A 13,015-nucleotide genomic window follows, 5' to 3' on the forward strand; every position below is an offset into this window, starting at 1 on the left:
CTATTCAGCTTCGCCGGAAGTAAAGCGACCCTCACTAATTGAGCAAAGCCAAGCCAATGGAAAGATACGTAGCAAAGCTGATCCAAATCAGATAGGGGATGAGCAGATAGGCAGCCCAAGGTCTGACCTTATGGAAAACAACGATGGACAGAAGAACAAAACCATCCAGAAGCAGACAGACAATAACACCTAGCCACATGTATTCGCCACCAAAGAAAATCAAGCTCCAAATGAAATTGATCACCAGTTGGATAAAGAAAAGGCCTACAGCTTTTTGTTTGTCTTTTTTTTGCTGTTCGGCGGTCAATAATAGAAATAGGCTGACCCCCATAAGAAAATAAAGAACGATCCATACCATACCAACCAAACTTCCCGGAGGAGCAAATGGAGGTTTAACCATTTCTGCATATTTCCCGCTGATATCGCCTGTTAGAAATCCTGAAAGGCTTCCTGTCAGCTCGACTCCAATCACACAAGCTAGAAATAAAAGCACTCGTTTTATTGTCATATTTCTCTCTCCCTTCTATTCAAGTGTACAAGAAAGAAGCCACATTTTCTAAAATAAGGCTTGGCTGGAGCAGAATAAAAAAGCAGTTGGTCATCTAGAGAACCAAACTGCTTCAGTTTAAGAAAACGAATAGAACGACTTTATTAGAAAGTGTTTGTAATCGCTGAGAAACTGCTTTTACATTTTTCAGAGGTTTTGTTATCAGGACAAACAAAAGCAAATTGATGAGAATTTCTGAATTTGACCAGTTGAAGTGTTTTTCCACAATGCACGCATTTTGGAACAGTGAATGCCTTTTTGCGCTTCTCCTTTTCATAATTTGCACACCCAAGAAAATAGCTGTAGTTTCTGCCTTTTTTTACTGCCAACACATTTCCGCAATTTTCACAAGAGCAGGTCATTTTACCAGCTTCGGGTTTAACTGTGGATTGATTGACCGCATCCTCTGGTTTCCCTGATTGCAGAGTAAGCTCTAAGTATTTATCGTAAATAATGGTTGGGTTATTTGCAGTTATAAATAAGAAAATATCTTTAAAGTTTAATGTTAGAATATTTGCCTTTTCAGCGTACCGTAAAGCAGGGCCATCGAAGTAACCTGTGGTAATAATACATATTTTAGCGTTTGGTGCACGATAAATTTCTTTTCCACCGGCTGTCTTTTCTACCATTTCTCGGGTAACATAGTACTGTTTTTGTCCATGTCTTCTCTTTTTCGCCTGAATAAGATAAAGAGGAGGCTCGGACTCATGCCGACGAACAACTAAATCGATACCATAATCATTCGATTTTTTTGTCAATGATACTAAGTAGCCGGCATTTCGCAGTAAGCGTGCCAATAAGTCTTCAAACTCTTCACCAGTCATATGTTGAAAGTTTAACAGTTCTGTTAACAACTCGTTACTGGGAACATTTCCATTTGGGGCTAGTAAATCATTTATTTCATTTTTTTCGTTTGTCATCTTTTCAATGGTCGCATTTTTTTCTTTTGAGAAAGCTCTAAAAAAACCCATGATCTGTCACTCCTTTGCATATCCTTAATTCTAACATATTGTTATGCATAGAGACTATAATTCATAGGTTTTTTTGTTTTTTTATTTCATTCTTTTTGCTTAATTAGTATCTACTGAAAATTTAAATGAAGTGCAATGCTCTATTTTTGTTTGTGGTGGCGCTTCTATTGAGCCCCATTCTGGGTGATGGACAATATCTGGTATTTCCTGTGTTTCTAAGGCAATGCCAAGGTTACTGCGCATTGTTTGACCATTGACTAGGAAATCATCATTGAAGCCGGTTGCTGTAAAAACGACCACACTTTGCCGATTGGTTGATAACTCCATGACTCTGCCGCTATTAGGCTCGCTCAAAATAATTTGAGGTGTATCAATACTTAAGAGAAAGGGGTCATCAATGCCTTTGGAGATTTCTGATAAAGCTGCACCGATTTTTTTTGATTCTGTAAAATCATAAGGTGTCCCTTTGACTGTTGCGATTTCTCCCGTCGGAATAGCTTCATCGTCTGTTGCAATCATTTCCGCAGCATTTACTATCAGTGTGTGGCTTGTAATGTCAGCTTTGGCATTTCCTGAAAGATTAAAATACGCATGATTGGTTGGGTTGATCAGTGTTTGCTGCTCTGTACGATAAATCGAGGTCATGTGTAAAGTGTCTTCTGTTAGTTCATAATTGACGATAGCGGTGATTGGTCCAGGATAGCCGGAAGTCTTGTCAGTAAGAGTGAAGCTTACACCGACAGATGTCTCTGTTTGGAAGGTTTCGTAAGACCAATACTGAAAAGCCCAACTATTAGAGCCGCCGTGAATATGATGGGGACCAGCATTTTTTTCTAATTGAATAGCCTGCCACTGTCCATCTTTGATTCGTCCAGCAACAGGGCCGACGAAAGCCCCAAAGAAGGCTTTATCCTGTAAAATGGCATCCTTATCATCCAGAGAAAGCAGAATATTCTCTGATTTTCCGTCTCTATCGGGTGTAAACAGCTGATAGAGACGGGCTCCGAAATTCAAAAAAGTTGCTTTAAGCGGACCGTTTTCCAACGTAATCAAATCAAGCTTTCCGTGATAGCGTTTATGAATAGTGATAGTCATTTTTATTGCTCCATAGCGTTTCTAAATAGGTCAGAGTCAATGCCGCTGTTGTAGCGACAAGGGGAATATCTGATCCTAGATCTTCTGACTGACCAACACCGATTGGAAAGGCACCGCTTTTTTTTATTGCGAGGATACCGGCTTGTGCATCCTCAATGCCGATACAGGCTTCGATTGGAAGGGCAAGCTGATTAGCCGCTGCTAAGAAAATATCTGGTGCCGGTTTTCCTGCTTTAAGAGAAGCAGGATCAACGATTGTATCGAAATACTCAGATAAGCCCATTTTATCAAGAAGGGCAGGGCCGTTTTTACTGGCAGAAGCTAACGCGGTTTTTATGTGATTCTTCTTTAAGTCCTTCAGTAGTTCTAGGATTCCTGGGAAAACATCTTTCGGTGAGACTTCTTGAATCATATCCACGTAATTGTCGTTTTTTCTTTGGGCCAATGCAGCGAATTCTGCATCTGTGTGGTGATCCTGTTGTCCACCTTGGGCTAAAATCAAGCGTAGGGAATCCTCTCGGCTAACGCCTTTCAGTTGTTCGTTGAACGCTCGATCAATCGAGATACCCAACTCTTCTGCAAGCTTTTTCCAAGCCTTATAATGATATTCCGCTGTATCAGTGATCACACCGTCTAAATCAAATAGTACACCTTGAAACATTGTGTTTCCTCCTTTGTTTTAAGTGATCGAAACCGAAGAAACCAGCGTACTGCTAAAAATACAAAGCTTCATTTCATCGGTTCGAACACGTTTTTTCCTTTTGGTGATCGGTAATCTTAACTACGTTGCAAAGGCAGAATGAGCTTATCTGACAGCTCTCTTGTTTCTTCGTAAACCTTCAAAGTTAGAGGCGTGCCTTCAAGAAGCTCAATGGTCAATTGCTTTCCAACCTCAATAGCTAATAGACGTCCACGATAGTTGATATGGAACGCATATTTTGTCCAGTCAGATGGTAGAAAAGGGGCAAAGCTCAAGGTTTCGTTTGCGGTTTTCATTTGCGCAAAGCCTTGAACGATAGCCAGCCAGCTACCAGTCATTGATGTGATATGCAAGCCATCTTCAGTATCATTGTTGTAGTTATCCAAATCCAATCGCGCGGTTCGCTGATACATTTCGACCGCTTTTTCCTCCATACCTAGCTCAGCTGCCAGAACAGCGTGGATACTTGGAGAGAGAGAAGACTCATGAACAGTCATCGGTTCGTAAAAATCAAAATTTCGCTTCTTTTCTTCTGCGGTATAGTCCTCACCGAAGAAATAGATCCCTTGCAATACATCTGCCTGTTTGATGAAGCAAGAACGTAAAATCTTATCCCAAGACCAATTCTGGTTTAGCGGTAAATCTTTTGGATCTAAGTCTGTAACAGGTTTAAGGTCCTTATCAAGGAAGGTATCGTGTTGAACAAAAACGCCAAGCTCTTTGTCTTCGGGATAATACATGTTATCAATGATGTCCTGCCACTGAGTTAATTCCTCTTCGGCTATCGTCACGGTTGTTTGTGCAGCATGCTTTTTATAGCTTTCACTTGTATAACGTAATACCCAAGCAGCAATTGTGTTTGTATACCAGTTATTGTTGATGTTATTTTCGTATTCATTTGGTCCGGTCACACCATGGATCATATATTTTCCGGCTCTTTTAGAGAAATGGACTCTGTCAGCCCAAAAACGAGCAACCTCTGTCAACACCTCCAAGCCTTTTGTCTGCAAGTAGGTCGTATCGCCTGTATAATTAGTGTAGTTATAGATGGCATAAGGAATCGCACCATTTCGATGAATTTCTTCAAAGGTAATTTCCCACTCGTTATGGCATTCCACTCCGGTGAAAGTCACCATCGGATAAAGTGCACCTGCCAAGCCTTGCTGCTGTGCGTTGTGTTTTGCTTGCGGCAGCTGATTGTAGCGATAAGTCAACAAATTTTCAGTCACTTCGGGTTTTGCTAGTGCCAGATAAAGAGGGACGGCGTACGCTTCTGTATCCCAATAGGTGGCGCCACCGTATTTTTCTCCGGTAAAGCCTTTAGGACCGATGTTTAAGCGTTCATCTTCTCCATAATAGGTAGCAAATAATTGGAATAAGTTGAAGCGAATCCCTTGTTGCGCTTCATCATCACCTTCGATCACAACATCTGCCAAAGCCCAGCGCTCAGCCCATGCAGCAGCTTGTGCTAATTTTGCCTGTTCATAGGAAACACTCTCTGCTGCACGTAACAGTTCTTTTCCTTTTTCAACTTGCTGTATGTCTTTGACGTTACGACTTGTGACAACGATCACGCGTTTGGTAAGAGAGAGCTTCTCGCCATGTGTAAGATCGAATGAAAAGCTTTCTTCAATAGTTAAGTCGGATGCTGTTTTCTTTTTAGCTATAGGAGCTGTTGTTTCATGGCTCATTAAGCTAGTCACGGTGAATTGCTCGATGCCAAAATCATTAGGGATCGTACGAACAGTTAAGTAGCTGTCCTCTTCAGAGGAGGTACTTGCCTGTTGGGATTCCCAGAACATTTCTTCGTAATTACTATCTTCATTGTGAACGTGGTTGTCCAGTTTAGAAACAACGCGCAGGACAGCATCGCCTTCAAGCAGCTCGGCTTCCATTTTAATCAGCGCCAGCTCTTTCGTTTCTAAGCTTAAGAAACGTTCGAAATGAAAACGAACTTTACTATGAGCCACTGTTACAGTAAATTCTCTGGTCAGCACACCGTTTTTCATATCTAGTTCCAAATAAAAGTCTTCGGCATCAAGTAGCGCAAGATCGATTGGGGTATCGTTGACGAATAGCTCCATTGATAGAAAGTTGACTGCGTTGATTACTTTACCAAAATAATCAGGATAGCCGTTTTTCCACCAGCCGACGCGTGTCTTGTCTGGGTACCAAATACCCGCCAAATAGGTTCCTTGATGATGGTCACCGGAATAATGTTCCTCAAAGTTTCCCCGCATCCCCATGTAACCATTTCCTATACTAGTCAATGATTCCTGTAGCCGTAATTGTTCTTTATCTAACGTGGTCGTTGTCAATTTCCAAGGATCGACAGCAAATAATCGTTTTAGCTGTTTCATTATTTAACACTCCTTTTTTGTGATATTCATTTTATGCTTTAACAATAAACGCAATCGGTTTCGTTGTCAACTGTAAAAATGATTTATTAGTAATATACATTGGAAACTCATATTTATATGGTGCATCAATAAAAATAATATTTTCTCTTTACATTTTGAAACGAAGGTTATATAATCTAGTTACGAAATCGATTGCGTTAAGTGCGACAATTGATAATTGAAAAGGAGAGGGAGACAATGAAAAAATTTATTAACTTCGAATTTCTGCAAAAGTTCGGCAAAGCGCTGATGGTCGTTGTAGCGGTTATGCCGGCAGCAGGGTTGATGATCAGTTTAGGAAAATCATTGCCGTTGATCAATGCAGATATGGGCTTTTTAGTAACAACAGGCGGTGTGATCGAGAGTATCGGTTGGGCTATTATTGGGAATTTACATCTATTATTTGCACTTGCCATTGGAGGTAGTTGGGCGAAAGAAAAAGCCGGTGGTGCGTTTGCGGCAGGTATCTCGTTTGTTTTGATTAACCGGATCACGGGTTCGATATTTGGTGTGACATCAGAAATGCTGAATAATGAAGACGCTTTTACTCACACCTTATTTGGAACGAAAATCATGGTAAAAGGATTTTTCACTAGTGTTTTAGAAGCACCGGCCTTAAATATGGGTGTGTTTGTTGGGATCATTGCTGGATTTGTCGGGGCAGCAGCCTTCAATAAATACTATAACTACCGGAAGCTGCCGGATGCTTTGTCCTTCTTTAATGGCAAACGCTTCGTCCCATTCGTTGTTATTGCGTGGTCAGTCATCGTTTCATTAGTTCTTGCAGTCGTTTGGCCTTACATCCAAGCGGGGATCAATAACTTTGGATTGTGGATCGCCCAATCGCAAGAGACAGCACCTGTACTGGCACCATTCTTGTTTGGTACACTAGAACGGCTGTTACTACCATTTGGTCTTCATCATATGTTGACGATTCCAATCAACTATACACAGCTAGGTGGTACCTATGAAATTCTTTCAGGCGCACAAGCAGGAACGCAGGTATTTGGTCAGGATCCTCTTTGGTTAGCATGGGCAACAGATTTAGTCAACTTGAAGGATGCAGGGGACGCCAGTCAATATGCATATGTGTTGAATAACTGGACACCGGCACGTTTCAAAGTAGGGCAAATGATTGGTTCTTCAGGTATTTTGATGGGTATGACGTTGGCAATGTATCGAAATGTCGATGCGGACAAACGTCATAAATACAAATCTATGTACGTTTCAGCTGCATTAGCAGTATTTTTAACAGGGGTTACCGAACCCTTGGAGTTCATGTTTATGTTTGCCGCAGTTCCGCTTTATGCTGTGTATTCAGTGATTCAAGGACTGGCTTTTGCAGCGGCGGATATTATTTCTCTTAGAGTCCATTCATTTGGGAATATCGAGCTCTTGACACGAACACCATTAGCTATCAAAGCGGGATTAGGCGGTGATCTGATCAACTTTGTTCTGGCCACGATTCTATTTGCTGTAGTGACGTATTTCCTAGCGAATTTCATGATCAAGAAGTTCAACTTTGCGACACCTGGTCGAAATGGGAACTATGAAAATGATGGAGATACTGATAGTAGTGGTGGAAACACCGCGATCGCTTCCGACCAACAGGTGATCGATATCATCAACCTATTGGGTGGTAGAGAAAACATTACAGATGTGGACGCTTGTATGACCAGACTGCGTGTTACTGTAAAGGACACAACTCGTGTAGGTGCAGAGCAGCACTGGAAACGGGCAGGCGCAATGGGACTGATTCATAAGGATAACGGGGTTCAGGCTGTTTACGGTCCGAAAGCGGATGTTTTGAAATCAGATATACAAGATTTATTGGAGTCAGGGGCTGAAATACCGACTTCGAATTTTGAACAACAAGTAGTAGAAACAGCGGATCAACCAACGGCATTTACCGGAGCAGTGGAGGACTTGATCGCTGTTGCTGAGGGAGAAGTTATTCCGATAGAAGCCGTTGCAGATGAAGTATTTTCGAAAAAAATGATGGGAGATGGTTTTGCTGTCGAGCCTACGAGTGGTGCTATTTATGCACCGGTTTCAGGAACGGTCATCAGCGTATTTCCTACGAAGCATGCCATCGGACTACAAACAGATAGCGGGCTTGAAGTACTTGTTCATATGGGCCTAGATACAGTGGAAATGAAGGAGTCAGCTTTCACGATTTTTGTGAAGGATGGACAAAAAATTACTGCCGGCGATAAAATTGCAGAGGCGGATTTGAAGAAAATCAGAGCCGAAGGCAAAGGAACAACAATCATCGTTGTTTTCACCAACAGTGAGAAAATCCAGGAGATGCATTTGGATAAAAAAGGAATTCAGACTGGAAAAACGATTATCGGCTCTGTAAACTTATAGACAGAAATACGCTTGGAGCAGAAGTGACCAGTCTGAAATAGAGGTTGGGACAAACACTTATGAGTGTTTGTCCCACCGTTTATCCGGTTTTAGGTGTATAGAGGTGTGTGGGATTGAGTTATGTCCCACACTCTTTGCTTTTTTAGCTAGTTAGAGAAATCGCTCTGGCGGATACTTATTCCATATATGACAGTGAAAGGATATATGATGATGAAAATACTCACATTAAATACACACAGCTGGCTTGAAGAAGAGCCAATAGAGAAATTAAATCAGCTGGCAAGGACGATTGTTGACCGTGACTATGATTTGATCGCTTTGCAAGAGGTCAATCAAAGTATCACCGCAGAACCAGGACAAACGGATGCCTATTTTCATGATGCCTCTTTAACAGATTTATTCGTACACAGAGATAATTTCGCATTGCTGCTTTCTAAAAAGCTTCAAACCTATGGCAAGAGCTATCACTGGTGTTGGTTGCCGGTACATATAGGATATGATCGATTTCATGAAGGACTAGCGTTGTTTTCAAAACATCCCATCGAGCCGGAGGGCTTTTTAGTGTCTAAGCAACAGGCATTTAACGATTACCGGACAAGAAAAATTTTATTTGGAAAGACACAGTTAGATGGTCAGGATGTTCTCGCCATGTCCTGTCATTATTCTTGGTGGACGGAGGAACAAGCAGAGGGCTTCTTGAAAGAGTGGCAGCAAACCTTAGATCATTTAGCGGACTATGATTTACCGATTCTACTCTTGGGAGATTTTAATAATCCGGCAGAGGTAGCCGGTCAAGGGCACGAACTGGTTCTTAAGCATTTTAGAGATATTTATCAGCACGCTGAAGAAATCGATGGTGAGCATACCGTAATCAAAGAAATTGATGGGTGGTCTGGGAATGATCAGAAGCTGCGGATTGACTTTGTTTTCACGTCAGAGGATATTTCAGCAGAACGATATGAAGTCGTATTTGATGGTAGAAAGACACCTGTGATCAGCGACCATTTTGGTATTGAAGCAACGCTGCATTTTTCAACAGAGTCGTAATAATTGAAGAAAAAGGTACGTCTGTTCAAATGTATGATTAAAGTTAAGGATAACAGCTCCGATATCCATACACTGATTTATTGAAAAGCTGGAATGAAAGAGCTTTTCACACGTTTTTGCATTGACAAAGCAACCGTTTGCATTTATGCTTAAGGAAGAAAAAAGTCAATCAATTTAGGACGAATGTTCTGAAATAAACGAATAAAGAGGGTAACGAAAATGAGTGTGACAATCAAGGATGTAGCTCGAGAAGTGGGCGTAGCTCCTTCAACCGTTTCAAGAACTTTACAGGATCATCCGAGTATTTCAAAAGGGACAAAGGAAAAAGTCAGACGAGCAATGGAGAAGCTGGGCTATGTTCCGAATGCTGCTGCGCAAAATTTGGCAAAAAAATACGCAAACACGATTGGTGTTGTCTTTCCCGTGTTGTCTTCGTCGGATAGAAAGAGCAATCCCTTTTACTTGGAAGCAATTACCGCGATGAATCAGGAAGCCGGGAAGCAGGATGTGACGATTTCCTTTGCCTCCGGGGAAACGCAAGACGAACTTTTAGAAAATGTTCAGTTGATGTATAAACAGAAACGAGTGGATGGATTTATTCTTCTATATATTAGAAAGGATGATCCCGTATTAAACTATTTGGTGGAATACAATATCCCTTATACAGTCATTGGTCAACCTTATCGATATAATAATGGAACGAGTAGTGTGGATAATGATAATCAGCTATTGGGAAGAACTGCTGCTCAATACTTGATCGATAAAGGACATGAAAATATCGTGTTTGTTACGAATTATGAAAAGGAAAATGTGTTTCAAGAACGATTTTACGGATATGAAAAATGTATGGAGGAAAATGAGTTAAAGCCATTTCCTTATGTGGTCTTAAAAAAACCGGAGGATTACACAGCGTTCGAAGAGACCTTGAAGGAGTTGCAGCCGACTGCGTGTATTGCCATCGATGATATGTTTGCTTTACGTGTGATTCAGCTATGCAACCTATATGGCTACCAAGTGCCGGATGATATTTCAGTCATCAGCTTTAACAATTCGATCTTCACCTCTCTGATCCACCCATATATCACCTCTATTGATATTCATACAGAGGAGCTTGGAAAGGTTGCTGTTCAACAGTTTTTGATTCAGCTGAAGGATCAAGAAGCGATGAAACAGAAGGTGTTGATCCCACATACCTTGATTGAGAGAGAAACGGTGTTGGATCGAAGTAAAAAATGAAATGAACATGTAGCTGAGTATTATGATTCAGGAAACTATTCCTCTAGAAGCTGTGGAAGTAAATCCAGCTTTTAGGGGATTTTTTTGTTTAAGACTAGCTACACAAATCAGCTTTATCGTGAATAAGACAACTTGTCTTATGACCAGGAATATCAAGTTTGTTCCGCTCTGGTATTGAAACTAGTAAACTTTATATGGTATTCTGAACAGGTCTGTTTTTTTTATCAGGCAACTAATAAGCAAAAGGAGAAGGAAAATATGGAAGGAAAAACAATGAAGATTTGGCCGTTAGTTGGTATGCTTGCGGTTGTCGCGCTGAGTATTATCAGTGTGTTCTTACCATTGGCGACAATGGGCTCAAAAAATTATTCTTCGCTGATAACAGATAGTGGAGGCGAGGCTGGAAGAATCGTGATTATTGCAGCAGTAGCTGTTGGTATTTTAGCTGTGTTGGCTTTATTTACGAAGAAGACATTCTTAAGTAAAATTGCTGGGGTTTTTAGTATTTTAGGTGCGTTAGTTTTGGCAGGAGTAGGTGCGATTGCCTATTTTGCTGTCGAGCGTTTATCTGCATCACCAGCTACCGGAATTTATCTTGTCTTTGTAGGAGCAGCGTTGTTCCTTATTATGGGGATTGCGTCTATGCGTGCAAAGAAAAACTAACCTAAGCGTATTTTTTTACTCTTAGTCATTCGGATAAAAAATGAGTTAGGCTTGAAGAGGTTCACTTCTTCAAGCCTTTTTTGCTACGCAGTTTTTTGAAAGTCAACGTCTTTTTAGAACGAAGGAAAAGCAGCAGAGATCCATTTTTCATGAAAAATGATAGGATGAATAGAATAAAATCAAAAGGCATACTGACTCGCTAAGAAATGAGCGTGTAGGTGAAAAATGAAGCTGCTATTAAAATGGTGAGACAAACACCCCTGACAGCGTTCATCCGTCCAGGGGTGTTTGTCACTAACTAATTTTTCGGTTAAAGCTTACCAAAGTTTTTAAGAAATAATCGTTTCAAGGGCTAAAAGAATCATATCATTAAATGTTGTTTGCCGTTCTTCGGCAGTTGTTTGTTCCCCGGTAATTAAGTGATCGCTGACTGTCAACAGAGACAAGGCATCAACACCAAACTTGGCAGCCATGTAGTAAAGACCGGCTGTCTCCATTTCAACGCCCAATACCCCATAGGTTCCCAGACGCATGAACTCTTCCTGATTATCTTTATAGAAGGTATCATCAGATAATACATTTCCTACACGGACACTCATTTCTTTTTCCTTTGCAAGCTGATACGCTCGATTGATCATTTCAAAGCTTCCGATTTGCGGAAAATCATATTGCGGAAAATCATTTTTGATCATAGAAGAATTCGTTGCTGCTGCCTGTGCAATCAGCACGTCACGGATGGCAATATCTTCTTGGATTGCTCCGCATGTTCCAATACGTGACAGCTTATTCACTCCGTACATTTTAATCAATTCGTGGATATAAATAACAGCCGATGGCATGCCCATTCCTGTTCCTTGAATTGAAACTGGCGTGCCTTTGTAGGTGCCGGTAAACCCCAGCATTCCTCTAACCTGGTTATAACAGACGGCATCCTCCAGAAACGTTTCTGCGATATACTTTGCTCTTAGTGGATCTCCTGGGAGCAAAACCCTTTCTGCAATCTGACCTTTTTCTGCTTCAATGTGAAAACTCATAAAATCCCTCCTGTATTTTTTTGTATACGCTTACTTTTTATAATATAACACAGGAGGATTTCGAGGTGCCGTTAATAGGGTTACGTAAAAAGTGTGAATTGGCTCACATTTTTAGTGTTATCGGCATAACTGAAGAAAGCGATTTCAAGTGTTAGGATACAGATATCAGCAGGTTATTTCCATTTTCTAAGAGCTTGGATTTCTTCCGCTTCATCACAGATGGAAAATAATTTTTCTTTATCTATGATGTGCAGATATTTTCCACGAAAATTAATAATTTTTTCGTCCTGCAGCTCATTAAGAGTTTTGGAAACGGATTCTCTGGAAACACCAAGCATATTAGCAAATAGAGATTGATTGATTTTCATGTCGATTTTTAAAACACCGTCCTCATTGTTGCCAAAATTATAGTAGAAATCAGCAATTAGATTGGCCACTTTTCGACGAACATCATAGAAGCTCAGGTATCGAATCAAACGGTTCAATAATCTGGTCCTACTGGCTAAAACGGCATAGGCTCGCTTAAGAATACAGGAATGCTCATCAATTAAAAAAAGAAAATTCTTTTTGGAAATCGTCAACAGAGAAACATCAGAGAGTGCTTCTACGGTTGAGAGACGATACTCTACATCAGAGAGTGCTTCAGTTTCACCGATGACATCTCCTGGAGTGGCAATTCCCAAAATAATTTCTTTATCTTCATGCATTCGATATATTTTGAGCAAACCTGATTTGATGAAATAAATTTCTTCAGTATCATCATTTTCAAACATGAGGATATGGTTCTTTTTATAATTCCTTATTCTAAAAAAATGTCCATAAGAAGCCAATTGTTCTTCGGATAGATCCGAAAAGATTTCAATATCTTTCAAATAGTCAATCATCTTGATAAACCCTTTCTGTAATGCAGTTTATTAATCCAGTTTATTAATCCAGTTTACCATTTTTTTATA

At 40.5% G+C, this 13,015-nt stretch carries 11 protein-coding genes; 4 read left to right on the forward strand and 7 right to left on the reverse strand.

Annotation, left to right across the window (positions count from 1 at the left end):
* Positions 1–34: 34 nt before the first annotated feature.
* From A5888_RS20610 to A5888_RS20630, 5 genes are all read right to left on the reverse strand, one after another.
* Positions 35–508 carry a TspO/MBR family protein gene (locus A5888_RS20610; RefSeq protein ID WP_086349308.1) on the reverse strand — a complete coding sequence of 158 codons (474 nt, stop codon included), beginning with the start codon at positions 506–508 and terminating at the stop codon, positions 35–37.
* Positions 509–651: 143 nt separating this feature from the next.
* Positions 652–1,518: a restriction endonuclease gene (locus A5888_RS20615; RefSeq protein ID WP_339101822.1), complete on the reverse strand. Its 867-nt coding sequence runs from the start codon at positions 1,516–1,518 to the stop codon at positions 652–654.
* 99 nt (positions 1,519–1,617) lie between these two features.
* A complete protein-coding gene (locus A5888_RS20620; RefSeq protein ID WP_086349311.1) occupies positions 1,618–2,613 on the reverse strand; it encodes an aldose epimerase family protein in 996 nt (331 codons plus the stop codon).
* Positions 2,594–3,274 (reverse strand): beta-phosphoglucomutase, encoded by a 681-nt coding sequence (gene pgmB, locus A5888_RS20625; RefSeq protein ID WP_086349312.1) that lies wholly within the window; start codon positions 3,272–3,274, stop codon positions 2,594–2,596. The genes A5888_RS20620 and pgmB overlap by 20 nt, the downstream gene beginning before the upstream one ends.
* A gap of 116 nt (positions 3,275–3,390) precedes the next feature.
* Complete coding sequence (locus A5888_RS20630; protein ID WP_086349313.1) at positions 3,391–5,673, reverse strand: glycoside hydrolase family 65 protein; 2,283 nt, start codon at positions 5,671–5,673, stop codon at positions 3,391–3,393.
* 237 nt (positions 5,674–5,910) lie between these two features.
* On the opposite strand from A5888_RS20630, the gene A5888_RS20635 reads away from it, so the two are divergent.
* The 4 genes from A5888_RS20635 to A5888_RS20650 all read left to right on the forward strand — a co-directional run bounded on the left by A5888_RS20635 (position 5,911) and on the right by A5888_RS20650 (position 11,028).
* The gene (locus tag A5888_RS20635; protein WP_086349314.1) at positions 5,911–8,082 is read left to right on the forward strand and encodes a PTS transporter subunit IIBC; all 2,172 of its coding nucleotides are present in this window, start codon (positions 5,911–5,913) and stop codon (positions 8,080–8,082) included.
* A gap of 210 nt (positions 8,083–8,292) precedes the next feature.
* Positions 8,293–9,129 carry an endonuclease/exonuclease/phosphatase family protein gene (locus tag A5888_RS20640; RefSeq protein WP_086349315.1) on the forward strand — a complete coding sequence of 279 codons (837 nt, stop codon included), beginning with the start codon at positions 8,293–8,295 and terminating at the stop codon, positions 9,127–9,129.
* Positions 9,130–9,348: 219 nt separating this feature from the next.
* Entirely contained in the window at positions 9,349–10,365 is a 1,017-nt protein-coding gene (locus A5888_RS20645) for a LacI family DNA-binding transcriptional regulator (RefSeq protein WP_086349316.1), read from the forward strand.
* A gap of 258 nt (positions 10,366–10,623) precedes the next feature.
* Positions 10,624–11,028: a hypothetical protein gene (locus tag A5888_RS20650; protein ID WP_086349317.1), complete on the forward strand. Its 405-nt coding sequence runs from the start codon at positions 10,624–10,626 to the stop codon at positions 11,026–11,028.
* A gap of 329 nt (positions 11,029–11,357) precedes the next feature.
* On the opposite strand, the gene deoD is transcribed toward A5888_RS20650, so the two are convergent.
* Complete coding sequence (gene deoD / locus A5888_RS20655; RefSeq protein WP_086349318.1) at positions 11,358–12,062, reverse strand: purine-nucleoside phosphorylase; 705 nt, start codon at positions 12,060–12,062, stop codon at positions 11,358–11,360.
* Between the two features lie 173 nt (positions 12,063–12,235).
* Positions 12,236–12,946 (reverse strand): Crp/Fnr family transcriptional regulator, encoded by a 711-nt coding sequence (locus tag A5888_RS20660; protein ID WP_086349319.1) that lies wholly within the window; start codon positions 12,944–12,946, stop codon positions 12,236–12,238.
* Positions 12,947–13,015: the final 69 nt, after the last annotated feature.

This window comes from Enterococcus sp. 9E7_DIV0242 (assembly GCF_002140975.2).
Lineage (GTDB): Bacteria > Bacillota > Bacilli > Lactobacillales > Enterococcaceae > Enterococcus_L > Enterococcus_L clewellii.